Origin of the sequence: Amycolatopsis sp. 505, assembly GCF_031625235.1 — a bacterium.
Classification (GTDB): domain Bacteria; phylum Actinomycetota; class Actinomycetes; order Mycobacteriales; family Pseudonocardiaceae; genus Amycolatopsis.
In genome coordinates, this window is the sequence record NZ_JACKQP010000019.1 from 51,198 (window position 1) to 74,024 (window position 22,827).

General features: G+C 73.6%; 20 protein-coding genes. 9 read left to right on the plus strand and 11 right to left on the minus strand.

The features are described from left to right. Positions 1-16: 16 nt before the first annotated feature. Entirely contained in the window at positions 17-2,560 is a 2,544-nt protein-coding gene (locus tag H5965_RS44020; protein WP_310977254.1) for a LuxR C-terminal-related transcriptional regulator, read from the plus strand. A gap of 4 nt (positions 2,561-2,564) precedes the next feature. Here the strand turns inward: H5965_RS44020 and H5965_RS44025 are convergent, their stop codons facing one another. Both H5965_RS44025 and H5965_RS44030 read right to left on the minus strand, forming a co-directional pair. Next, complete coding sequence (locus H5965_RS44025) at positions 2,565-3,770, minus strand: AI-2E family transporter (protein ID WP_310977255.1); 1,206 nt, start codon at positions 3,768-3,770, stop codon at positions 2,565-2,567. Between the two features lie 60 nt (positions 3,771-3,830). Beyond that, complete coding sequence (locus tag H5965_RS44030; RefSeq protein ID WP_310977256.1) at positions 3,831-4,976, minus strand: epoxide hydrolase; 1,146 nt, start codon at positions 4,974-4,976, stop codon at positions 3,831-3,833. 63 nt (positions 4,977-5,039) lie between these two features. Between H5965_RS44030 and H5965_RS44035 the strand changes: the two genes are divergently transcribed. The 5 genes from H5965_RS44035 (at position 5,040) to H5965_RS44055 (ending at position 10,056) form a co-directional block, all read left to right on the plus strand. Next, entirely contained in the window at positions 5,040-5,990 is a 951-nt protein-coding gene (locus H5965_RS44035; RefSeq protein ID WP_310977257.1) for a WYL domain-containing protein, read from the plus strand. 354 nt (positions 5,991-6,344) lie between these two features. After that, positions 6,345-7,760, plus strand: a complete 1,416-nt coding sequence (locus H5965_RS44040; protein ID WP_310977258.1) for a DHA2 family efflux MFS transporter permease subunit — start codon at positions 6,345-6,347, stop codon at positions 7,758-7,760. Next, complete coding sequence (locus tag H5965_RS44045; protein WP_310977259.1) at positions 7,753-8,508, plus strand: isocitrate lyase/phosphoenolpyruvate mutase family protein; 756 nt, start codon at positions 7,753-7,755, stop codon at positions 8,506-8,508. The genes H5965_RS44040 and H5965_RS44045 overlap by 8 nt, the downstream gene beginning before the upstream one ends. Next, positions 8,501-9,100, plus strand: a complete 600-nt coding sequence (locus tag H5965_RS44050) for a maleylpyruvate isomerase N-terminal domain-containing protein (protein ID WP_310977260.1) — start codon at positions 8,501-8,503, stop codon at positions 9,098-9,100. The genes H5965_RS44045 and H5965_RS44050 overlap by 8 nt, the downstream gene beginning before the upstream one ends. Next, positions 9,097-10,056: an RNA polymerase subunit sigma-70 gene (locus tag H5965_RS44055; protein WP_396137005.1), complete on the plus strand. Its 960-nt coding sequence runs from the start codon at positions 9,097-9,099 to the stop codon at positions 10,054-10,056. The genes H5965_RS44050 and H5965_RS44055 overlap by 4 nt, the downstream gene beginning before the upstream one ends. Positions 10,057-10,397: 341 nt before the next feature. On the opposite strand, the gene H5965_RS44060 is transcribed toward H5965_RS44055, so the two are convergent. The 3 genes from H5965_RS44060 to H5965_RS44070 are packed head-to-tail and all read right to left on the minus strand — an operon-like array spanning position 10,398 to position 12,373. Continuing rightward, positions 10,398-11,033, minus strand: coding sequence for a DedA family protein (locus H5965_RS44060; protein WP_310977262.1), 636 nt, complete (start codon positions 11,031-11,033; stop codon positions 10,398-10,400). A 39-nt stretch (positions 11,034-11,072) separates the two neighbouring features. Continuing rightward, positions 11,073-11,447, minus strand: a complete 375-nt coding sequence (locus tag H5965_RS44065) for a bacteriophage spanin2 family protein (protein ID WP_310977263.1) — start codon at positions 11,445-11,447, stop codon at positions 11,073-11,075. 2 nt (positions 11,448-11,449) lie between these two features. Next, on the minus strand, positions 11,450-12,373 hold the full coding sequence (locus tag H5965_RS44070; RefSeq protein ID WP_310977264.1) for a TerC family protein: 924 nt from the start codon (positions 12,371-12,373) through the stop codon (positions 11,450-11,452). Positions 12,374-12,558: 185 nt separating this feature from the next. Between H5965_RS44070 and H5965_RS44075 the strand changes: the two genes are divergently transcribed. Continuing rightward, positions 12,559-12,873: a winged helix-turn-helix domain-containing protein gene (locus H5965_RS44075; protein WP_310977265.1), complete on the plus strand. Its 315-nt coding sequence runs from the start codon at positions 12,559-12,561 to the stop codon at positions 12,871-12,873. Here H5965_RS44075 and H5965_RS44080 read toward each other — a convergent pair. Continuing rightward, positions 12,854-14,503, minus strand: a complete 1,650-nt coding sequence (locus H5965_RS44080; RefSeq protein ID WP_310977266.1) for a glycoside hydrolase family 13 protein — start codon at positions 14,501-14,503, stop codon at positions 12,854-12,856. The genes H5965_RS44075 and H5965_RS44080 overlap by 20 nt on opposite strands. A gap of 47 nt (positions 14,504-14,550) precedes the next feature. Here H5965_RS44080 and sigJ point away from each other — a divergent pair, with 47 nt between their 5' ends. After that, complete coding sequence (gene sigJ, locus H5965_RS44085) at positions 14,551-15,495, plus strand: RNA polymerase sigma factor SigJ (protein WP_310977267.1); 945 nt, start codon at positions 14,551-14,553, stop codon at positions 15,493-15,495. Between the two features lie 82 nt (positions 15,496-15,577). Then, complete coding sequence (locus H5965_RS44090; protein WP_310977268.1) at positions 15,578-16,741, plus strand: FAD-dependent oxidoreductase; 1,164 nt, start codon at positions 15,578-15,580, stop codon at positions 16,739-16,741. On the opposite strand, the gene H5965_RS44095 is transcribed toward H5965_RS44090, so the two are convergent. From H5965_RS44095 to H5965_RS44115, 5 genes are read right to left on the minus strand one after another with little or no spacing between them, the layout of a single operon-like run. After that, complete coding sequence (locus H5965_RS44095; RefSeq protein WP_310977269.1) at positions 16,707-18,692, minus strand: DUF2264 domain-containing protein; 1,986 nt, start codon at positions 18,690-18,692, stop codon at positions 16,707-16,709. The genes H5965_RS44090 and H5965_RS44095 overlap by 35 nt on opposite strands. Continuing rightward, positions 18,689-19,702, minus strand: coding sequence for a hydroxyacid dehydrogenase (locus H5965_RS44100; protein WP_310977270.1), 1,014 nt, complete (start codon positions 19,700-19,702; stop codon positions 18,689-18,691). The genes H5965_RS44095 and H5965_RS44100 overlap by 4 nt, the downstream gene beginning before the upstream one ends. Then, positions 19,699-20,508: a carbohydrate ABC transporter permease gene (locus H5965_RS44105; protein ID WP_310977314.1), complete on the minus strand. Its 810-nt coding sequence runs from the start codon at positions 20,506-20,508 to the stop codon at positions 19,699-19,701. Before H5965_RS44105 ends, H5965_RS44100 begins: the two co-directional genes overlap by 4 nt. Positions 20,509-20,549: 41 nt before the next feature. After that, on the minus strand, positions 20,550-21,482 hold the full coding sequence (locus H5965_RS44110) for a sugar ABC transporter permease (RefSeq protein ID WP_310977271.1): 933 nt from the start codon (positions 21,480-21,482) through the stop codon (positions 20,550-20,552). Beyond that, positions 21,482-22,795, minus strand: a complete 1,314-nt coding sequence (locus H5965_RS44115) for a sugar ABC transporter substrate-binding protein (protein ID WP_310977272.1) — start codon at positions 22,793-22,795, stop codon at positions 21,482-21,484. Before H5965_RS44115 ends, H5965_RS44110 begins: the two co-directional genes overlap by 1 nt. Positions 22,796-22,827 lie beyond the last annotated feature (32 nt).

Below are 22,827 nucleotides of genomic sequence, written 5' to 3' on the forward strand. Positions count from 1 at the left end.
CAGCCGAGAGGTTCACGTGCCCGATCGAACGACGCTGGAGTTCCGGCCGGTCCCCGGGGTGAAGGTCGCGGTGCCGCGGCTGCCGGGCAGCTTCGTCCCCCGGCCCCGGCTGGCGGCGGTGCTGGACCGCGCCACCACCCGGCCCGTCACGGTGGTCCGGGCCCCGGCCGGGGCCGGCAAGACGACCGCGCTCGCCGGCTGGGCCGGCGACGGCCACGACGTCGCCTGGGTGTCCCTGGACGAAGACGACAACGACGAGTCCCGGCTGTGGACGGCGATCCTCGGTGCGCTGAGCCGCTGTCCCGCGGTGCCCGGTGATCGTGGTCTGGACCGGCTCGGCCCGCCGTCACCCGGGCGGCGGCGGGCCTTCCTGGCCGATCTGGACGACGCGCTCACCGGCACCGTGCGGCTGGTCCTCGACGACCTGCAGGAGATTTCCCGCGCGGAGCCATTGGACGCCCTCGCGGCCCTGGCCCGCCACCTGCCCGCCGCCCTGCGGCTGGTCCTCGTCACCCAGGTCGAGCCGCGGCTGCGGCTGGCCCGCCTGCACGTCGAAGGGTCGCTGTCCCGGGTGGAGGCGGCCGAACTCCGGTTCACCGCCCGGGAAACGGCGAACCTGGTGCGGGCCACCGGAAGCGTGGTGGGCGACGAGCGCGTCCGGGAGCTCACCGAACGCACCGGGGGCTGGGCCGCGGCACTGGGCTGGGCCGCGGTTTCGATGCGCGACGCCGAGGACGCCGACGGGCTCGTCGCCTCGGTGACCGGCGACGAACGGGCCGTGGCGAAGTTCTTCGCCGACGAAGTCCTGGCGCGGCTGCCCGGGCCGACTTCGGAACTCCTGCTGTGCCTCAGTGTCTGTGACGCCGTCGGTGCGACGCTCGCCGTCCGTCTTTCCGGACGCGCGGACGCCGGGGCGCGGCTGGACGAGCTCGAGCGCGCGATGGGGCTCGTCACGCGCACCCCCGCCGACACCTACCGGCTGCCGCCGCTGCTGCGCGGGTTCCTGCGCGCCGAGCTGGCCCGGCGGGATCCGGGGCGGGTGCCGCGGCTGCACGGGATCGCCGCCCGCTGGTACGCCGGCGAAGGCCGGTTCGGGGAGGCGCTCCGCCACGCCGTCGCGGGCCGCGACCGGCAGCGCGTCCTCGACCTGGCGCGGGAGCACGCCGTCCGCCAGGTGCTGGCCGGTGACGGCGAACCGGTGCGGATCGCGCTCACCTACCTGGGTACCACGACGGTCGCCGCGCACCCCTCGCTCCGGCTGGCCTCGGCGCTCGAGAACATCCAGCGCGGGCTGCCCGCCGAAGCCGCGGCCGATCTCGGCGAGGGGGACCACGATCGGTGGCCCCTCGCCGTCCGCCACCTCGCTCTGGTCACCGGGAAACGCCCACCGGAGCACGGTTCTCCGGTGGCCCGGCCCGAGTTCGACGCCTGGGTCGCCCTCGATCGCGCGTGGCGCTCGCTGCGTCGCGGGGCCCGGCGGCACGCCGCTGTCCAAGGGCAGGAAGCCTTGCGCCTGGCCCAGGGGGACCGGCTGGACCACCTCGTGCTCCACAGCAGGCTGGCGCTGGCCGTCGCGACCGCGATCGGCGGGGACCACCCGGCGATGCGGCGGGCCTGCACGGGGGCGCTCGCCGTCGCGCGGCGGCACGGCTGGCGCCGGTCCCCGGGCGTGGCCGAGTGCCACCTGATGCTGGCCTACGACGACCTGATGCGCGCCGAGCCGGTCGCCGCCGCCCGCGAGCTGGCCCAGGCGGCCGCGGCGGAAGTGGCGGGCGGCGCCCCGCTGCCGGCCCCGCTGCGCGAGTTCTTCGAAGGCATGGTGCGCTTCGACGACGGCGACCGGACGGCGGGCTCGGAGGTGATGCGCGTGGCGCGGCACCGGCTCGCCGGTCTGGCGGAGCTGCCGCCCGAACTCGTCGGGGTGTGCGGTGTCGCCGAGTACCACGCGGCCCTCGCCCTCGCCGAAGGCGTGCACGCGGCGGAGGTGCTCGCGTGGATGCACGAGCGGCTGCCCCGCAGCGCCGAGCTGGCCCTCCTGCGGGTGCGCGCCCACCTGGCCGCGGACGAACCGGCGGCGGCGGAAGCGGTCCTGCGCGACACCGCCGGGGCGACGCCGTTGCTGCCGGCCACGCCCGTCGACCGGTGCCTGGCGGAAACCGCGCTGGCGCTGCGGTCCCACCGGCGGACCAAAGCACTCAACGCTTTGGACCGCGCGCTCGCCCTGGCCCGGCCGAACGGGCTGGTGCGGCCGTTCGCCCTCGCCGAGCCGCAGGTCGGCCACCTGCTGATCGACCACTCCGGCGGCTTCGGCTCCCTGGACCGCTTCGCTCAGGCGGTCCGCGGCCGGCTCGTCCCGCACGCCCCGACCAACCGCCTGACCGACCGCGAACAGGTGGTGCTGCAACGGCTGCCCTCCCAGCGGTCGCTGGACGAGATCGCGTCGGACCTGACGGTTTCGGTCAACACGGTGAAGACGCACGTGCGGGCGATCTACGGCAAGCTCGGGGTGAACAACCGGCGGTCGGCGGTCGTGGTGGCGCGCCAGCACGGCTTGACCTGAGCCGTCATTCCCGGCGCGGGGCGGCCAGGAGCGCCTCGGCCCAGCGGGCTCGCGGGTCGACGTCCACCAGCAGCGCCTTGGCCAGCAGCGTCGCCGGAACGGCGAGGACCGCGCCGAGCGGGCCCAGCAGCCAGGTCCAGAACACCAGGGCCAGCACGGTGACCAAAGTGGACAGACCGACCGAGCCGGCCACGAACCGGGGCTGGATGAGCGATTGCACCACGAAGTTCAGCGCGGCGTAGACGACGAGCACCACGAGCAGGCTGCGCCAGCCGCCGTCCAGGAGCGCGATGACCGCGGGCGGCGCGACACCGATCACGAAGCCGACGTTCGGGATGTAGTTGGTGACGAAGGCGAGCAGACCCCACAGGAGTGCCCCCGGGACGCCGAGCAGAGCGAGCGCGGTGGTGTCGAGGGCGGCCACGAGCCCGCCGAAGACGGTCGTCACGACCAGGTACCGGCGGGTGCCGGCCGCGAAGCCGCGCAGGGCCGCGGAAATCCACGGCCGGTCGCGGGCGATCCGCCCCAGGCGTTGCCCGGCCCAGGCGGTTTCGGCGCCGAGGAACAACAGGAGGGCGAACAGGAAGGCCAGGTTGGTGACCAGGCCGCCGACGCCGGCGAGCAGCGAACCGGCCAGGCCGACGAGTTTCCCGGTGTCGAGGGACGACAGCACGGCCCGCAGTTCGGCTTCGCCGACCCCGAACCGGCCGAGGACGGTCAGGCCGTCGTGGAGCAGTTCGTCGACGCGGCCGGTGTAGCGGGGGAGCAGGGCCGACAGCTGCGCGACCGAGACCACGAACACGAGGAAGAAGCCGACCAGGATCGCGTAGACGGTGACGACCAGAACCCCGACGGTGAGCCACCGAGGCCATCCCTTGCGCCGCAACCAGGTGCGCACCGGGTCGAGGGTGATGACGACGACGAGGGCGAGGAAGACCGGCCCCGCGAACCAGGCGACGGCCTGGACGCCGGCGAGCACGACCACCGCGGCGGCGGCGCCGAGCAGCACGACGAGCGCGCGGGGGAGCGGGACACCGCCGGTCCCGGGCCCGGTCTCGGGCGGCCACGGAACCGGCGGCGGTTGCGCGCCGCGGCCGAACCGGTCGGCGAGTCCCCGGAACGGGCCAGGTGCGCGCCGGTCCCGGCCCCGGCGCCGCCGGGGCTTGCGGAACCGGTGGGCCGGGACATCGGTGAGCGTGGCACGCACCATGCGAACCTCCGGAGACGGGCGGCGGCCATCCCACGGTGGCCCGGCCCGGGTGTTCCGGCCTCACCTGGTGCGGGCGAACCCGCTGCTCACCGCCAGTTCGGCGAAGAATTGCCGGACGTCGCCGACCAGCAGATCGGGCGCCTCCAGTGCCGCGAAGTGGCCGCCGCGGGGGAACTCCGACCAGTGCACGATCGTGTGCTCGCGGTCGAGCGCGCCGCGGATCGACAGGTCCAGGGGGAACACCGCGACACCGGTCGGCACCGGGGACCGCTCGCTCGCGCCCCACGCGCCGGCGTGGGCCGTCTCGTAGTAGCAGTTGGCCGACGAACCGCCGGTGCCGGTCAGCCAGTAGAGCATCACGTTGGTGAGCAACAGGTCCCGGTCCACCGCGTCCTCGGGCAGCTCGGCCGCCGGGTCGGTCCACTCCTTGAACTTCTCGACGATCCAGGCCAGCTGCGCCACCGGCGAGTCGTGCAGCCCGTGCGCCAGCGTCTGCGGCCGGGTCGTCTGCACCGCCACATACCCGCCCTGCTCGGTCCGCATGTACTCGAACTGCTGCAGCCGCGCCTTTTCGGCGTCCGTGAGCTCGACGTCGTCGTCCGGCGCACCGAACGCGTAGAGCCCGTTCGCGTGCACGCCGACGACCTTGTCCGGGTTGAGCCGGCCGAGTCCCGGGCCGACGACCGCGCCGGTGTCGCCGCCCTGGACGCCGTAGCGGTCGTAGCCGAGCCGGTCCATCAGCTCGGCGAAGGCGCGGGTGATCCGGCCGGTGTCCCAGCCCGCCTCGCGAGTCGGCCCGGAGAAGGCCGTGCCGGGGATCGACGGGATCACGAGGTGGAACGTCTCGCTCAGCGGGCCGATCACGTTCAGGAACTCCACGACCGACCCGGGCCAGCCGTGGATCAGCAGCAGGGGCAGGGCGTCCGGCGCGGCCGAGCGGACGTGCAGGAAGTGGATGTCCTGCCCGTCGATCTCGGTGACGAACTGCGGGAAGGCGTTCAGCTTCCGCTCGTGGGCGCGCCAGTCGTAACCGTCGCGCCAGTACCCGGCCAGCTCCTTGAGGTAGCTGACCGGCACCCCGCGGCTCCAGCCCACCCCGGGCAGGTCCGCGCCCCAGCGGGTGCGGGCGAGCCGGTCGCGCAGGTCGTCCAGTTCGGCCTGGGGGACGTCGATGGTGAAGGGCCGGATCTCTTCGTTGTTCTGCATGTCTCCAACCCTAGGAGCCGGTTAGGTCAGGTTCGGTCCTAGCTTCGGGGCAGAATGCAGTTCATGTGGGAAACCTCGGCACGGCTCCTGCGGCTGCTCTCGCTCCTGCAGACCCGGCGCGACTGGTCCGGAGCGGAACTGGCCGAACGCCTGGAGATCACCCCGCGGACCGTGCGCCGCGACGTCGAACGGCTGCGCGCGCTCGGCTACCCGGTGCTGGCCACCGCGGGCACCGCCGGCTACCGGCTGGGCGCCGGCGCGGACCTGCCGCCGCTGCTGCTCGACGACGACGAGGCCGTCGCCGTCGCGATGGGCCTGCGCACGGCGGCGGGCGGCTCGATCACCGGCATCGAGGAGACGTCGGTGCGCGCGCTGGCCAAGCTCGAGCAGGTGCTGCCGTCGCGGTTGCGGCACCGGATCAACGCCCTGCGGTCGGCGACGGTGCCGCTCGCCAACACCGGCCCCACCGCCGACCCGGACACCCTCACCGCCATCGCCGCCGCCGTCCGCGACTCGGTGCGGCTGCGCTTCGGCTACCGCGCCCACGACGGCACCGAAAGCGTCCGCACCACCGAGCCGCACCGGCTGGTGCACACCGGGCGGCGCTGGTACCTCATCGGCTGGGACGTCGACCGCGAAGACTGGCGCACCTACCGCGTCGACCGCCTCGAACCCCGCACGCCCACCGGGCCCCGGTTCACCCCGCGCACCCCGCCCGACCCCGATCTCGGCGGGTACACCTCCCGGGCGATCTCGACCTCGGCCTACCGCTACCAGGGCCGGTTCACCCTGCACGTCAGCGCCGAGACCGCGGCCGAGCGGATCAGCCCCACCACCGCGGCGCTGGAGCCGATCGACGAGCACAGCTGCACCCTGCGCGCCGGCTCGGACTCGCTCGACGAGCTGGCGATCTACGTCGCCGGCAAGGGGTTCGACTTCCAGGTGCACGAGCCACCGGAGCTCGTCGACCACGTCCGGGCGCTGGCAGCGAGGTTCGGCCGGGCGGTCGGCTGAACCGACGTCGTCCCGGGGCGCTGCGGGCCTCCTGGCGGCACGTGGAAGCCAGCAGCACCAGGAAGAGCACCGCTGGGCGGCTTCGTCGTCGGGCTGGGCCACGGCCCGGTGACGGGCCGTCGCGAACGGGTTCCCGCCGGAGTTCGGCGACCTGGTGGAAACGGCGGCGGTCAACACCCTCGTCAGCGGGCTCGTGTTCGGCCTCCTGCAGGACCACCTGGCCCGGACCTTCGCGGAACCGGCGGCCTCGGCGCAGGAGCCGGTTCCGCGGTAGCACCGATTCCTTCGGGGACTTCGCGGTGTCCAAGTCTTCGGAAGCGGCGAGACGCCGGTGACCGGAGCAAGGAGACACGAGTGCGCACCACGACTTCACCCACCCCCGTGGCCGCGGGGGCCGCCCAGCGAAGATGGGTGCTGGTCATCACCGCGGTGGCGTCGTTCATGGTCGTCCTCGACGCGCTGGTCGTGGCGACCGCGCTGACGGCGATCCGGACCGACCTCGGAGCGTCGGTCACCGAGCTCGAATGGACGGTCAACGCCTACGGGCTGAGCTTCGCCGTCCTGCTCATGACGTCGGCGGCGGCCGGTGACCGCTGGGGACGGCGGCGGGTCTTCGCGGCGGGGGTGACGCTGTTCTCGGCGGCGTCGCTGATCTGCGCGGTCGCGCCCGGTGCCGAGGTCCTGATCGCCGGGCGGGTGCTGCAGGGCGCCGGGGCCGCATTCGTCATGCCGCTTGCGCTCGCCCTGCTCGGGGCCGCCTTCCCGGCGCAGCTGCGGGCCAAGGCACTGGGGGTGTTCGCGAGCGTCAGCGGGGTCGCGGTCCCGCTCGGGCCGCTGCTCGGCGGCGCGGTCGTGGAAGGCATCTCGTGGCCGTGGATCTTCTGGATCAACGTCCCGATCGGGCTGGCGCTGGCGTACTTCGCGCTGACCCGGATGCCGGAGAGCCACGGCCCGGACCCGGCCCTCGACGTCCCGGGCCTGGTGCTGGCCGGCGCCGGCTCGTTCGGGGTGGTGTGGGGCCTGGTCCAGGGCAATACGGCCGGCTGGACCAGCGTGAGCGTGCTGGGGCCGCTGGTGGCGGGCCTGGTGGCGCTCGGCGCGTTCGTGGCGTGGCAACGGCGAGCCGCCCATCCGATGCTGCCGCTGCACCTGTTCCGCTCACGCCGGTTCGCCGCCGGCAACGCGGTGATCTTCTTCCACTGGGCGTCCGCGCTGGGCGCGGTCTTCTTCATGGCTCAGTTCCTGCAGGACGGACTCGGTTACGGGCCACTGGCGGCCGGGCTCGGGCTCGCGCCGTGGGGGCTGACGACGACGGTCGTCCCGCAGCTGGCGGGCCGGCTGGTCGGCCGGTTCGGCGAACGGCCCTTCATCGTGGCCGGGCTGGGGTTGCACGCTCTCGCCATGGTGTGGCTCGCCCTGGTCGCCGGGCCTGAGATCGGCTACTGGGTGATCGGGGTGCCGCTCGTGCTGTCGGGCACGGGGATCGCGATGTGCCTGCCGGCGGCGCAGAGCGCGGTGCTGACGTCGGTCGCGCCGCGGTACCTCGGCAAGGCCTCCGGCGCCTTCAGCGCGATGCGGCAGCTGGGCGGGGCGTTCGGCGTCGCGGTCCTGGTCGCCGGGTTCTCGCTGGCCGGCAGCTACGCGTCCGGTGCGGCGTTCTCCGCCGGGTTCACCGCCGCCGCGGTGGCCGGCGCCGTCCTCGCCGCGGCGGGCGCGGTGGCCGGTTCCGTCATCCCCCCACGTTCCGCCGAGGAGCCGAGCGATGTCTGACCTGAAAGCCGGTGTGCTGCGCGAGCTGCACCACGGGAAGCCGCTGGTGCTGCCGAACGCGTGGGACGAGGAGAGCGCCTCGCTCGTGGTGGCGGCCGGGTTCCCGGTGGTGGCGACGTCCAGTGCGGCGGTGGCCGGCGCGCTGGGGCACGAGGACGGCGAGCGGGCGCCGTGGCGGGAGATGTTCGCCGCCGTCGCGCGGATCGCCCGCGCGGTGCCGGTCCCGGTGACGATGGACGCCGAGGCGGGCTACGGCCTGGCGCCGGATCAGCTCGTGGCGGAACTGCTGGCCGCCGGCGTGGTGGGCTGCAACCTGGAGGACACCGACCACCGGGCCGGGGGACTGGTGGCGGCGACGGCCCAGGCGGACCGGCTGGCCGCGATCCGCGCGGCGGCCGGTGCCGCGCTGGTGATCAACGCGCGGATCGACACTTTCCTGCCGCCGAGCGGGTTTTCCGGACCGGAGCGGACGGCGGAGGCGATCCGGCGCGGGCGGCTCTACCGCGAGGCTGGAGCGGATTGCGTGTACCCGATCGGGATTTCGAGCGCGGACGACCTCCGTCGCCTGGTGGCGGGCGTGCCCGGGCCGGTCAACGGGAACACCGGCCCGGAACTCGACCTCGGCACTCTGGCGTCATTGGGGGTCGCCAGAGTGTCGTTCGGGCCGCGGTTCTACCGCGCCGGCCTGGCGGCGATGCGTGGCTCGCTGGAGGAGCTGCGCCGTGCGGCGAGGTTGGCGGATGCGTGACGGCCGGTCGCCCGCCGATTCCCGCCCCGCGGCGGGAACGGCGGCGACGCTCGCCGCCGCGCTCGAGTACGCCGTCATCTCGGCGGCGGAGGTCGGGCTCGCCGATCTCGGCCGGCCCTCGGCCTGCGACGCCTGGACCGTCGCCGAGACCCTCGCTCACCTCGTGCGCTCCCTCCGCTGCGTGGCGGCTTCACTCGCCTCCGGCGAAGTCCCACCGGTGACACCGCCGCGAACCGGGCCGAACACCGCCCGCTCCCTCCGGCGCGACCTCGCCGGCGCCGCGGCCGCGCTCACGGCCGCGGCAGGGGATCTCCGCGGCCGTCGTTCGGTCGCCGTCGACGGGCTGCCGCTGCCGTGTCACCGGCTGATCGTCGTGGGCGCCATCGAAGCCACCGTCCACGGCTGGGACGTACGGCCCGCCCGGCCGATCCCCGACGACCTCGCCACCCGGCTGCTCGCCGAACTGCCGTCGGTGCTCGACCGCGGCACCCGCCCGGGCCTGTTCGCCGAGCCCGTCGCCCGGCCGCCGGGGTGCGGACCCGGTGCCCGGCTGCTGGCCGCCCTCGGGAGGGATGATCGACGATGTCCATGACGAACGAGGAGCGCGTGGTGTCTTCCGAGGAGCGGCTGCGGGACGAGTTCGGCTCGCTGCGCCCGGCGCTGGTGGCGCACTGCTACCGGATGACCGGGTCCCACCAGGACGCCGAAGACGCCGTCCAGGAGACCTACCTCAAGGCCGCCCGCGGGGTGGCCGCCTTCGAGGGGCGGTCGTCGCTCAAGACGTGGCTCTACCGGATCGCCACCAACACCTGCCTCACCGAGCTCAATCACCGCAGCCGGCGCGTGCTGCCCGCCGGGCTCGGGCCGCCGTCGGACGATCCGGGGACGCGCGTGTTCGCCGACGACTCCGTCGCGTGGCTCGGGCCACTGCCCGACGCCGTGCTCGGCGACCCCGGGGAGGTGGTGGTGCGGCGCGAGTCGGTCCGGCTCGCGCTGGTCGCCGCGCTGCAGCACCTCCCACCCCGCCAGCGCGCGGCTTTCCTGCTGCGTGAAGTGCTTTCGTGGTCGGCCGCGGAGATCGCGGACACGCTCGCGATCAGCGTGCCGGCGGTGAAGAGCCTCCTGCAGCGGGCGCGTGCGGCGCTCGACGAGCTGGACTTGGACACCCGGGTGCCGGAGCCGGACGAGCGTGCGCTGCTCGACCGCTACATCGCCGCGTTCGAGGCCGAGGACACCGCGGCGCTGCGCGCGGTCATCCAGGACGACTTCAGCCTCGAAGCCGTGCCGCACCCGGTGTGGTTCAAGGGCGTCGACCGGTGCTTGCCGTTCCTGGAGCGCGCGTTCGCGGCCCCGGGTGGTGCGGCACGGCTGCTGCCGACCCGAGCCAACGGCCAGCCCGCGGCGGGCAGCTACCGCCTGGACGCCGCCGGAGTCCGCCGCGCCGAGGGGCTGTGGGTGTTCACGATCGCCGGCGGCCGGTTCGCGAGGGCGGTCAAGTTCCACGGCCCGGCCCTCGTCGCGGCGGCGGGCCTGCCGGACCGGCTCTAGGCCTGTTTCGAGGTGCTGACCAGCCAGGTAGTGCCCGATAGATCGATCAACGACCAAGAAGACGAGAACACCGGCGACCTCGTGGCCGGCCTGACGGCAGCGGGGCGAGCCGATCCGACCGACGCGCAGTGGGCGATGCTCCTGGCGGCGTTGCACACTCGGGCGGACGCGGCCGGGCTGCCCGCACCGACAGTGCCCGGCAGAAGGAACCGCCCGGTGGTGTCGGGGAGCCCGAGCCAGCCGATCACGCGCTGGGGATGATTCACCGCAGTTCGAGGCGGTACTGGCCATTGAAACAGGCTCTAGTGGGCGAGCGGTTTCACGCCCACGACGGCGTAACTTCAAACGGGCTTGCGTCCCCGGACGCGGCGGACCACGAACACCCCGATGGCGACGGCGATCGCGGCGAACACGACGTACTGGAAGATCGCCGCGTACCGCTCGACGAGCTGCCAGTGTTCGCCGAGCAGGTAGCCGGCGACCACGAACCCGGTGTTCCAGAGGAGGCTGCCGGCGGTGGTGTAGAGCAGGAACCGCCCGAACGGCATGCGTTCGACCCCGGCGGGCAGCGAGACGAGGCTGCGGAAGACGGGGATCATCCGCCCGAAGAAGACGGCTTTGCCGCCGTGCCGGGCGAACCACGTGGCGGTCCGGTCGAAATCGGCGGTCTTGACGAGCGGGATCCGGCCGACGAGCCGGCGCGTGCGGTCGTGCCCGAGCCGCTGCCCGAGCAGGTAGACGACGACGGCCCCGGCCACCGACCCGAGGGTGGTCCAGAAGAGGGCACCACCGAGGCTGAAGGAGCCCCGCCCGGCGGCGAAGCCGGCGAGCGGCAGGACGAGCTCGCTGGGAAGGGGCGGGAAGAGGTTGTCGAGCCCGACGACGAGGGCGGCCCCGGGACCTCCGAGCGACTCCATGAGCCCGACGGCCCATCCGGCCACCCCGGTCATCTCCCCGGCGGTGGTGGGTGCGGTCATGAGGGCTCCTGGGGTGGGTGTCACGTGCGGTGCGTGGCTTCAGCCGGCGCAGGCCCGGGTCAGGGCCGTCACCTGGTCCGCCTTCTTCCGGGCCCAGTCCGCCGGGGTCTTCACCAGGTCGTCCACGGTCGTCTCGCGCAGCGTTGCCGCCAGGCTGTTGATGGCCTCCGCCGCGGTGGTGTTCGCCGCCTTCGCGGCCAACCCGGTCAGCTCGTCGGCGGCCGCGTGGGCGCGGTCGGCCGCCGCCTGGGGGTTCGTCGGGTCCGGGTTCGCCGTGGCGATGCGGACGGCGTCCGCGCAGACCGCCGCCGTCGAGGCCGCGTTGCTCACCTGGCCCGCCGTTTCCGCTGCCACGCCGCAGCCCGTCAAGGTCAGCAGGAGGCCTCCGGCGAGGACTGTGGTGGTCAGGCGCATCGTCATTCCTTCCGGGAGACAGCCGAGGTTTTGAGCAGGCTGGCCGTGACCGCCGTCGCGAGGATCGCGCCGACCACGCCCAGCGAAAGGGCCGTCGGGATCTTCCAGACGTCCAGCAGCAGCATCTTCACGCCGACCCAGACCAGCACCAGGGCCAAGCCGAGCTTCAGGTACACGAACCGGTGCATCACGTCGGCGAGCAGGAAGTACATCGCCCGCAGGCCGAGGACGGCGAAGGCGTTCGAGGTGAACACCAGGAACGGTTCCTGGGTGACCGCGAAGATCGCCGGGATCGAGTCGACCGCGAAGACGACGTCGGTGACTTCGATCAGGACCAGGACGGCGAGCAGCGGCGTGGCCACCCAGCGGCCGGCCTGCCGGACCACGAACTTGCCGCCGTGGTCGCCGTCGGTGGACGGCACGATCCGGCGGAACAGCCGCAGCACCGGGTTCCGCTCGTAGTCGACCGCCTCGTCCTTGTGGAACGCCATCCGCACGCCGGTGAGGACGAGGAACGCGCCGAACACGTAGAGGATCCAGGCGAAGCTCGCGATCAGCACCGAGCCCGCCGCGATGAACACCGCCCGGAACACCAGGGCACCGACTACGCCGTAGAACAGGATGCGGTGCTGGTACTCGCGGGGGACGGCGAAGTAGCTGAAGATGATCGCGAACACGAAGACGTTGTCGACCGCGAGGGACTTCTCGATGACGTAGCCGGCGAAGTACTGGCCCGCGAACTCCCCGCCCCAGGCCCACCAGACCACGCCGCCGAAGGCGAGCCCGAGCACCACCCACGCGCCGGACCACGCCAGCGCCGACCGGACGCCGACGACGGGGGATTTGCGGTGGGCGGCCAGGTCGATCGCGAGCATGGCCAGGATGACGCCGAGCACGGCGGCCCAGGCCCAGAACGGGACGGTCACGACACAATCCTCCGGTTCGGTGACGAACCGGAGGTCTCCCCGGTCACCCGAAGGTGACGCCGGCACCGGGCTGCTCTGGGGCAGCCGGATTGACGATGCCGGACCGGGCGGGTACTCCCCTCCGCTGCCACCAGAATGACGAACTGCTCTTCGTCTGTCAAGTTCGGACGTCTACTGTGGCCGGTATGGCCTCGTGGACGTTCCTCAGCAACCACGCGCACGTCCTGCTCTGCGTGGCCGCGGATCCCGACCGCACGCTGCACGACATCGCCGGGCGCGTCGGGATCACCGAACGCGGCGTGCAGCTGATCCTCGCCGACCTGATCGCCGAGGGCTACGTGGAGCGCGAGCGGGTCGGCCGCCGCAACCACTACAAGATCCACCCGGAAGGCCGGCTGCGTCACCCGTTGGAGGCGCACCACCGGGTGGCCGACTTGGTCGCGGCCCTCGGCGTCGAACCCGCGAACCACCCGCCCGGGCTCAGGAGCCCGCAGGCGTGAACCAGGCCGCCGCGTCGGCCGCCACCACGGCGGACCCGCCGCTGGTGAGCACGGCCTCGCCCCAGCCGTCCGGCACGGTGAACGGCGTGCCTCCGGTGTTCACCACGCACACCAGGTCTCCGCGCCGGAACGCGAGGACCCCGGGCGCGCCCGTGTCCAGCCACTCGACCGGGCCCGGCGCGCCGAGCTGCCGTTCCCGCCGCGCCCGGACCGCGCGGCGGTACAGCTGCAGCGTCGACGTGTCGTCCTTCTCCTGCACGTCGACGGCGTAGCGGCCGAACCACTCCGGCTGCGGCAGCCACGGCGTCCCGGTGCCGAACCCGAACGCCGGCGCGTCCGCGACCCACGGCAGCGGGACCCGGCAGCCGTCGCGGCCCTTCTCGAGGCCGCCCGTCCGGTGGAACACCGGGTCCTGGCGGGCCTCGTCGGGCAGGTCCTGGACTTCCGGCAGGCCGAGCTCCTCGCCCTGGTACAGGAACACCGAACCCGGCAGGGCCAGCACGAGGAGCAGCGCCGCGCGGGCCCTGCGGTCGCCGAGCTCGACGTCGACTTCGCCGCGGGGGCGCATCAGCGCCGCGAAGGCGTCGTTGCTCTCCGGGGCCGGTTCCGGGCGGACGATCCCGTACCGCGTCACCGCCCGGTGGACGTCGTGGTTGGCCAGCGTCCACGCCGCCGGGGCGCCGTGGACCTCGGTGCGGGCCGTGGCGCGCTCGATCGCGCCGCGCAGGGCGCCTGCCTCCCACGGCTGGACGAGCAGGTCGAACGAGAAGGCCTGGTGCAGTTCGTCCGGACGCAGGTAGCTGTCCAGATCGGCCGGGTCCGGCACCCAGACCTCGCCGACCAGCAGCAGGTCGCGCTCCGGGCCGTAGCCGGCCGCCAGCGCGCGCCACCTCCGGAAGATCTCGTGCACCTCCGGCCGGTTCCAGCTGTACGCGTTGTAGCCGCCGTCCGCCGGGTCCCAGTCGCGCAGGGCCGCGTCCTTGATCAGGCCGTGGCAGACGTCGATGCGGAAGCCGTCCACGCCGCGGTCGAACCAGAAGCGCAGGACGTCGTCGAAGTACGCCAGCACCTCCGCGTTGCGCCAGTCGAAGTCCGGCTGCTCGCGGGTGAACAGGTGCAGGTACCACTGCCCGGGCGTGCCGTCGGGTTCGGTGACGCGGGTCCACGCCGGACCGCCGAAGACCGACTGCCAGTTGTTGGGCGGCTCGTCGCCCCGGCCGTCGCGGAAGACGAACCGCGCCCGCTCGGGGGAACCGGGGCCGGCGGCCAGCGCCGCGGTGAACCACGGATGCTGCTCGGAGCAGTGGTTGGGCACCAGGTCCATCAGGATCCGCAGGCCGCGGGCGTGCGCCTCGGCGACCAGGCGGTCGAACGTCTCGAGACTGCCGTAGTCGGGGTTGACGCCGAGGTAGTCCGCGATGTCGTAGCCGTGGTCCGCCTGCGGCGAGGGGTAGCAGGGGTTGAGCCAGATCGCGTCGGCGCCGAGCCCGGCGATGTGCCCGAGCCGCCGGATCACCCCGCCGAGGTCTCCGACGCCGTCGCCGTCGCTGTCGGCGAAGGAACGGACATAGAGCTGGTACACCACCGCGTCGTCCCAGAACGAGCGCGGGCGGGAGGAAGTCGGCGACACCCCGCGATCTTCGCACGCGCGTACGGGGCGGATGGTTCACTGGGGCCATGTCTGTGGGGACGCACGAGCTCGAGGTGTTCGAGGGGGCCAGGGCGCGGCTGGAGGCCATCGCCTACCGCCTGCTCGGGTCGGCCACCGATGCCGAGGACGCCGTGCAGGACACCTTCCTGCGCTGGCAAGCCGCGGACCGGGAGCTCGTCGAGACGCCCGAGGCGTGGCTGACGAAGGTGCTCACCAACCTCTGCCTCAACCGGCTCACCTCGGCGCGGGCCCGGCGGGAGACCTACGTCGGCCAGTGGCTTCCGGAGCCGGTCTTCGCCGGGGACCGCATGCTCGGTCCCTCCGACACCGTCGAACAGCGGGAATCGGTGTCCATCGCGATGCTCACGCTGATGGAGCGGCTTTCGGCCAAGGAACGCGTCGTGTACGTGCTGCGCGAAGCGTTCGGGTACTCGCACGGCGAGATCGCCGAGGTGCTCGACCTCACCGAGGCCAACTGCCAGCAGATCCACCGGCGCGCCAAGCAGCACCTCGTCGCCGACCACCGCCGGGTCGAGGTCGACGCGGCCGCCGCCCGCAGGATCGTCGAGGAGTTCCTCGCCGCGGCGCTCAGCGGCCGGACCGACTCGCTCGTGAAGCTGCTGGCCGACGACGCGATCAGCATCGGCGACGGTGGCGGCGTGGTGTTCTCGGTGCCGCGGCCGATCACCGGTGCCCTGCGGGTGGCGCGGTTCCTGCGCACGCTGTTCACGCCGAGCGAGGCCAAGTGGGAGATGGTCGGCGGCCGCCCCGACCTCTACGCCGCGGTCGCCAACGGCGCGCCGGCGCTGGTCATGGTGGTCGGCGACCGGGTCGTCGGCGTCTTCGCGCTGGACGTCACGGCGGACGGCATCGCGGGGGTCCACGCCCAGGCGAACCCCGCCAAGCTCGCCCGCGCGAGGGGGCAGTGGGACGCCGTCGAGCACGGGGAGCCACTCGCCGGCACCTGGTGACTCAGGTCACAGCCGACTTCTGTCAGGTTTCGCGCCGCTGTCCGGTTCAGGAAGCACACACCGACCGGACAGGAGCAAAACCATGAAGCACCGCATCGTCGTCCTCGGGGCCGGGTACGCCGGCGCCAACGCCGCCGGCCGCCTCGCCAAGCGCCTGCACCCCGCCGATACCGAGATCACCCTCGTCAACGCGGAGCCCGAGTTCGTCGAGCGCGTCCGCATGCACCAGCTGGCGACCGGCCAGGACCTCAAGCCCCGCCCGCTGGCGGAGGTCTTCGCGGGCACCGGCGTGCAGGTGCGGATCGCGCGGGTCGCCGCCGTCGACGCCGAACGCCGGCGCGTCGCCCTCGCGGGTGGTGAGGAGCTCGCCTACGACACGCTCGTCTACGCCCTCGGCAGCACCGCCGCCGACGTCCCCGAGCACGCCCACAGCGTCGCGGGCAAGGAAGCCGCGCTGCGCCTGCGGGCGCGGCTGGCCGAGCTCCCCGCGGGCGGGGCCGTGCTCGTCGTCGGCGGTGGCCTCACCGGGATCGAAAGCGTCACCGAGATCGCCGAAGCCCGCCCGGACCTCGACGTCGCCTTCGCCGCTCGCGGTGGCCTCGGGGACTGGCTGAGCGAGAAGGGCCGCGACCACCTGCGGAAGGCGTTCGACCGGCTCGGTATCACCGTGCACGAGAACACGGCCGTCACGAGCGTCGAGCCGGCCACGGCGAGCACCGCCGACGGCCGCGTGATCCCGGCGCAGGTGACCGTGTGGACGGCCGGGTTCGCGGTCCACCCGATCGCCGCGGCCACGACGCTGGCGGTGTCGGCGACCGGGCAGGTCGTCGTCGACGAGACGATGCGGTCGGTCTCGCACGCCGACGTCTACGCCGTCGGTGACGCCGCGCTCGCCCCGGGCGCGAACGGCGCGCCGTTGCGGATGTCCTGCGCGTCGGGGGTGCCGACGGCCCACCAGGCGGCCGACGCGATCGCCGCCCGGCTGACCGGACGCCCGCTGCCGGAGAACAAGATCGGCTACGCCGCCCAGTGCATCAGCCTCGGCCGCCACGACGCCGTCGTGCAGTGGGTGACCCACGACGACCAGCCGAAACCGTCCGCCCTCACCGGCAAGACGGCCGCGCGCGTCAAGGAATTGATCTGCAAGAGCGCGGCCTGGAGCGTCTCGCACCCGACGTCGCTGGCACCGGCCCGCCGCCGTCGCACCGGCATCACGCCGGAGCGGGCATCGCGACTCGCGCGGTGACGCCGTCGGGCCAGGTCAGCGTGACAGCGCGGCCGTCCCCGGCGACCGTCAACGACGGATCGGCGTCGTCCGGGCCGCCGCGGTCCAAGACCACCACGGCGGCGTACACGGCTCCCGGCTCCGGCGGCCCTTCGGTGGCGACGAACGGGATCGCGGTCCACTCACCCAGGGGAGAGACACCGGACTCGACCACCACGTCCGCCGTGGTGAACCCCCGCAGCGGACGCACTTCCGACCGGAGCTCCGGAGTCCGTGCGGAAGCCGCCTGGGTTTCCGGCGGTGTCTCGCCCGAGACCGGCCAGCCGCTCAGCCGCAGCGAACACACCCCGTCATCGACGTGGTCGAGCCGCGCGAGCCGCACCTCGACACCCCGCCGCACCACGGACACCACCGTCAGCACCGGCCCGGCCACCACCGGCCCGCCGCGGCCGGAGCCGTGGTCGGGGGAGTCGTCGGCGGACGTGTCGACCCAGCGGACCCGGCCCTGGGACGCCGCGGCCAGCACGCCGCCCGGCAGTTCGGTCGCGTAGCACGTCGAGAACCCCGCCCGGTGGCTCGCCCGGCCGTCCGCGTCGAGCACGGCCACCGTGTTGTCGGGCACCGCGGCCGCGGGGAACGTCGCCGTCGAATAGCCGAGCCGGGCGTAGAGCGGCGCGTCGGAGCGCGGGTCGCCGGGGCGGGCGTGGTCCGTGCCGTGGTTGACCACCAGGGCGATGCCGTCGCGGCGCCGTCCCGACACCAGCCAGCCCGGCGCGGCGACCACCCGGGCGACGTCCCCCGTCTCGATCGGCAGCGGCCGTTCGACGTCCGTCCACACGGGATGGTGCGCGGGCAGCGCGAGCCCCAGCAGGCCTTTGGCCGCCCAATACGGCGACCCGGGCCCGGAGTACGCCTGGCGCATCGCGGGCCAGGCGTGGTGCCAGCCGAGGGTGAGCAGGTCGTCGGAGGCGCCGAAGTGCCGGACCATCCCGCCCGCCACCCGGCGCGTCAAGCCGGGGGCCAGCCCCGACGTCCCGGTCAGCGCACCCACCCAGAACGGTGCCGCGGCCGCGAAGCGGTAGACCAGGCTGCGGCCCTGCAGCAACGGCGAGCCGTCGCTGCCCACCAGCCGGACGGCGTCGTCGAGGTACTCGCGCAGGTCCGCGCCCCACTGCAGCCGCAGCGAGCCGGGGCACAGGGTGCCGGTGACGTCGAAGAAGTGCGTCCACAGCAGCGGATACAGGTGCAACGCCCAGCCCGTGTAGTGGTCGTAGGCGCGCTCGTCGCCGTCGCTGAGCCAGCCGCCCGGCCGCCGCAGCGACGCGTGCACGGCCAGGTCCTCCTCGACGTCCGCCGCCGACCACGGGCCGCCTGCCTCGCGCAGGAACGACTCCACGACGATCCGGAACCACACCCAGTTGATCGGCGGGTAGGGCTGCCCGATCACCGTCGCGAGCCAGGTGACGACCCGCTCGCGCACGCCGTCGTCCAAGCGGTCCCACAGCCACGGCCGGGTCAGCTGGAGGACCAGCGCGATCGACGCGGCTTCCACTTTGGCCTGGCCGAGCTCGTCGGGCCGCGGCCAGGCCTCGGGTGACGCCGGATCGGTGCCGGCCGCCAGCCCGCGCGCGTAGTGCTCCAGCACCCCGCCCGGGTCCGCGCCGCCCTCCCCGGCCACGCGGAACCCGGCGATCAGGAACGTCCGGGCGAACCCTTCCAGGCCATCCGAGACACGGCCGTTGCGGCTGGCCGGGCCGGGCAGGTCGAGCCGGGCGCCCGCCGGCGACCGGTACTGCCCGGCCGCCGCGAGCAGCCGGTCGGCGTAGGCCGCCCAGTGCGCCCGGGTCCAGCCGGTGTACGGCGACAGCCGCCGGTCCTCGACCGCGGTCGCCGGTGTCGCGAATGACTCATTCGGGACCTCCGACGTCCCGAATGAGTCATTCGCGGCGTTCGGACCCTCGACGGCGGTCATGCCTGCACGGCCAGGGAATGCCGGGTCACCGGGGCCCGGGGCGGCAAGCCGGCGACGTACCGTTCCAGCTCGCCGAGCGCCTCGGCGCTCATCCGGCGGGTCTCCGAGCCCAGTGACCCCGCGATGTGCGGCGTCAGCACCACGTTCGGCAGGTCGTAGAGCGGGGACCCGGCGGGCAGCGGCTCGGGCTCGGTGACGTCGAGGACGGCGTGCAGGCCGTCGGCGGCGCAGGCGTGTTCGAGCGCCGCGGTGTCGACCAGCGCGCCACGTGCGGTGTTGATCAGCACCGCGCCGGGCGGCAGGGCGGCCAGCTCGGCGGCGCCGATCATGTGCCGCGTCTCCGGCAGCGACGGCGCGTGCAGGCTCAGCACGTCCGCCTGGGGCAGGGCCTCGGCCAAGGAAGCGGGTTCGGCCCCGGCCGCCCGGATCTCGCCCGGGCCGGCCACCGGGTCGACGACGAGCACGCGCGCCAGGTCCAGCAGCCGCAGCAGCGCGGCGACCCGCCGTCCGACGCGGGAGAAGCCGACCAGCACCACCGTCCGGTCGCGGCCGGACAGCTCGCCGCGCTGCTCGCGGTAACCCCAGTCCTCCCGGAACTTCCGGGCGTCGGCGGCCAGGAACGGCACCTTCTTGAACGCCCACAGGATCGCGCCCAGCGTGTACTGGGCGACCGGCTCGGCGTTGGCGTCGGCGGCCGTGGTGACCAGCAGGCCGCGGTCGAACACCGCCGCGCCGACGTGGTCCCGGACGCTGCCGGCGGCGTGCAGCACCGCCCGCAGGTTCGGCGCGGCCCGCAGGACAGCGTCGTCGAGCGGGGGACAGCCCCAGGACGTGATCAGCACCTCCACCTCCGCCAGCCGCGCGCGCACCGCGTCCGAGGCCAATTCGTCGGTGCACAGAGGCTCGCCCAGCCGGGCCGTGGCGCGCAACCGGGCCAGCTCGCCCGCGCCGAACTGCAGCTCCATCGTGTCCCGCGCCATCACCAGCAGGGTCTCCGGGCGCCGCGTCACTTGACGCTGCCCGCCGCCAGCCCGGACCGCCATTGCCGGTGCAGCAGGACGAACGCGACGACCAGCGGCAGCACGGCCAGCAGGGAGCCGGTGATGACGAGCGGGTTGTACTGCGGGAACTGGGTCACGCGCGTGCTCCACTGGTACAGGCCGAGGCTCATCGGGAACAGCTTCGGGTCGGTGAGCATCACCAGCGGCAGGAAGAAGTTGTTCCAGATCCCGACGAACTGGAACAGGAAGATGGTGACCAGGCCGGGCCGCATCATCGGCAGCGCGATGGTGAAGAACGTCCGCAGCTCGCCCGCGCCGTCGGTCCGGGCGGCTTCGAGGACCTCACCGGGCACCGCGGCCTCGGCGTAGACGCGGGCGAGGTAGACGCCGAAGGGGTTGGTCAGCAACGGGATGAAGACCGCCCAGAACGTGCCGACGACCTCCAGTTGCGAGGCCAGCAGGTACAGCGGCAGGGCCAGCGCGGTCGTCGGCACGAGCACGCCGGCCAGCGTCACCGCGAACAGCGCGCGGCGGCCCGGGAAGTCGAGCTTCGCGATCGCGTACCCGCAGGCGGCGCAGATCAGCGACCCGAGCACCGCGCCGAGGCCGGCGTAGAGCAGCGAGTTGCGGATCCAGGCGAGGAAGACGCCGCCGTCCTGGGTGAACAGGGTGCTGAGGTTGGCGCCGAGGTCGAACTGCCCGAACTCGAACGCCCCGGTGGTGGAGAAGTCGCCGACGGACTTGGTCGCCGAGGTGACCAGCCAGACCAGCGGCAGGACCGCGTACAGCGCGGCCAGCACCAGCAGGACGTGCACGACGGTGCGGGACGTCCACCTCGAACCGGCAGGGGACAGGGTCACCGGGACCTCCGGTCGGACAGGCGCATGACCAGCGCCGAGAGCAGGGCGGAAACGAGCGCCAGCAGCACGGACGCGGCGGCGGCGCGGCCGTAGTCGTTGGCGATGAACGCGGCCTCGTAGACGTACAGGCTCGGGGACCAGGTGCTCGTCACCGAGCCGGTGAAGCCGCGCAGCACCAGGGGTTCGGTGAACAGCTGCAGGGACCCGATGACGGTGAACACGAGGGCGACGAACATGGTCGGCCGGATCATCGGGACCTTGACCGACCACGCCGTCCGGACGCCCCCGGCGCCGTCGGCGCGCGCGGCTTCGAGGACGTCGCGCGGGACCGCTTGCAGCGCCGTGTAGAAGATGATCATGTTGTAGCCGACCCACTGCCAGGTCGCGATGTTCACGATCGAGGGCAGGATGCCGGTCTTGCCCAGCGGGTCGAACGGCAAGAGCGCGGTCAGCCCCGAGTTCGGGCTGTAGAGGTAGGCCCAGATGAGCCCGGTGATCACCGTCGGCACCGCGTAGGGCAGGAAAACGGCGAGGGAGAAGACCCGCTTGAGCCGCACGACGGCCGAGTCGACCAGCAGGGCCAGCAGCAGGGCCAGGCCGAGCATGATCGGGATGTGCACCAGGACGAACAGCGCCACGTTGCCGAGGCCGGCGTGGAAGGCGCTGTCGGTGAGCACGTCGACGTAGTTGCCGAGCGCGACGAACGCCTGCGTCGGGCCGGAGAAACCCAGGCCGGACAGGCGATCGGTGAACAGGCTGAGGTAGAGCGCGTACCCGATGGGCACGAGCACGGTGGCGGTCAGCAGGAGCGCGAACGGTGCGGCCAGCACGAGGCCGGCCCGGCCGTGGCCACGGCGGGCCGGGGTGGCGGTGCCGGGGCGGGCCTGCGCCGGCACCCTCGCGGCGCGTTCCGGGGTGAGGACGGTCATCAGGCTTTCCCTTCCAGCACGGTCAAACCCCGCTCGCGCAGCTCGGCGACGGCGCCGGCCTGTGTCTGCCGGACGGCGGCGGCCAGCGTCGTGCCGCCGGTCTTCACCCCGCCCATCCGGTCGACGACGGTGGAGAACGTCCGCAACGCGTTGGGACCCCACGTCCAGTCCGGGACGCGCCGGGCGGCTTCGTCGAGCACGTCGTACACCGGGGCGCCGAGGAAGTACCCGCCTTGGTAGGCCTTCCGGGCGACGTCCCGGCTCGGCAGGTAGCCGGGGAACGGCGTCGTGAAGGTCGTGCCGATCTTCGCGACCGCCGGGTCGGTGCTCAGCCAGCGCAGGAACTTCACGGCGGCATCGGGCACCTTGCTCTCGGCCGAGACGGCGAACGCGCTGCCGCCCTGCACGCCGTTGGCCGGGACGCCGTCCCAGGTCGGCATGGTGGCGACCGCCCAGCGGCTCTTGTCCCGCGGGATGGACTTCACCAGCGAGCCGACGCTCCAGGACGCGCCGAGCAGGCCCCACAGCCGTCCGGTGTGCATCGCCCCGATCCAGTCCTGGTCGCCGGTCGGGGCGGTGGCGACCAGGCCGTCGCGGATCAGGCCCTGCCAGTGGTCCGCGGTGCGCAGGGTGCCGGCGCCGTCGATGTTCACCCGCCACGACCCGCCGTCGACCCGCCACCAGGGATCGCCCGCCTGCCAGCACATCCCGGCGAAGAAGGAGCCGTCGTTGAGCGGGAACGTCGTCACGCGCGCGGCCGGGTCGGCCTTCTTGACGGCCTGCGCGGCGGTGCGGAAGTCGTCCCACGTGCGCGGCACCGCGATGCCGTGCCGGTCGAAGAGGTCCTTGCGGTAGTAGAACACCATCGGGGCGAGGTCCATCGGGACCGCCCAGGTGCGGCCGCCGGGGCGGACACCCTGCCAGGCCGCGGGGGAGTAGCCGCGCTCCAGGTCCGCGAGGTCGCCGGTGAGGTCGCGCAGGCCGCCGGTGGTGAGCAGCTGCGGCAGGCCCTGGTACTCCGCGTGCAGGATGTCCGGGGCGTTGTGGGCGCGCAGGGCGTTGGTCTGCTGGGCGTAGCCGCCCTTCAGGCCGGACGCGATCACGTTGAGCTCCACCGCGATGTCCGGGTGCGCGGCGTTGAACGCGGCCACGTACTTGTCCATGCCGGTGAGCCACGACCAGATGGTCACGCGGGTCGCGCCGGACGCCGTGGTCGTCGACGCGCAGCCGCCGAGCAGCCCGCCGGCCGCGAGCCCGGCCGTGGCCGATAGGAACCTCCGGCGGTTCAGTCCCGCCGATCCCCGAAGCGTCATTGCTCCTCCGTCGAAGTGATGGCTGTCACTGT